This window comes from Paracoccus sp. IB05, assembly GCF_016405985.1.
Taxonomy (GTDB): Bacteria; Pseudomonadota; Alphaproteobacteria; order Rhodobacterales; family Rhodobacteraceae; genus Pseudogemmobacter.
Map to the genome: position 1 here is coordinate 1 of NZ_JAEFCF010000093.1, position 1,016 is coordinate 1,016.

Genomic DNA, 1,016 nt, shown 5'->3' on the forward strand with positions numbered 1-1,016 from the left:
TCCGGCTTTTTCACCGAATCTCTTTCCTCGCGCGACCCCGAGCTTTTCGGGGCGATGCGCTCTGAACTTGGCCGTCAGCGCGATGAGATCGAGCTGATCGCGAGCGAGAACATCGTCTCCCTCGCGGTTCTGGAGGCCCAGGGCTCGGTGCTGACGAACAAATATGCCGAGGGCTATCCGGGCAAGCGCTATTATGGCGGCTGCCAGTATGTCGACATCGCCGAAACCCTCGCGATCGAGCGCGCGAAAGAGCTTTTTGGCTGCAAATTCGCCAATGTGCAGCCGAATTCCGGCAGCCAGATGAACCAGGCCGTCTTCCTCGCGCTTTTGCAGCCGGGTGACACGTTCATGGGGCTCGACCTGAATTCGGGCGGACACCTCACCCATGGCTCGCCGGTCAATATGTCCGGCAAGTGGTTCAAGGTCATCTCTTACGGCGTGCGCCAGCAGGACCAGCGCCTCGATATGGATGAGGTGCGCAAGAAAGCCCTCGAGCACAGGCCGAAGCTGATCCTGGCGGGGGGCACCGCCTATAGCCGTGAATGGGACTGGGCCGCCTTCCGGGCGATTGCTGATGAGATCGGCGCTTACCTCCATGTTGATATGGCGCATATCGCGGGCCTTGTGGCCGGCGGCGTGCATGCCTCGCCGCTGCCGCATGCCCATGTGGTGACCACCACGACCCACAAATCCTTGCGCGGCCCGCGTGGGGGTATGGTGCTCACAAATGATGAAGACATCGCTAAGAAGATCAATTCGGCGGTCTTCCCCGGCCTGCAGGGCGGCCCGCTGATGCATGTGATCGCGGCCAAAGCGGTCGCCTTCGGCGAAGCGCTGCGCCCCGAGTTCAAGGCCTATGCCGCCCAGGTGAAAACCAATGCGGCGGCGATGGCGGATGAGCTGATGAAGGGCGGGATCGACATCGTCTCGGGCGGCACCGACAACCATCTCTGCCTCGCCGATCTGCGGCCCAAGAAAGTGACCGGCAAGGCGGCCGAGGCGGCGCTTGGCCGCGC

General features: G+C 62.9%; 1 protein-coding gene. It reads left to right on the forward strand.

All coding sequences use genetic code 11. The features are described 5' to 3' along the window. On the forward strand, positions 1-1,016 hold a 1,016-nt coding region (glyA, locus tag JC607_RS25175), incomplete at both ends, for a serine hydroxymethyltransferase (protein WP_198839443.1).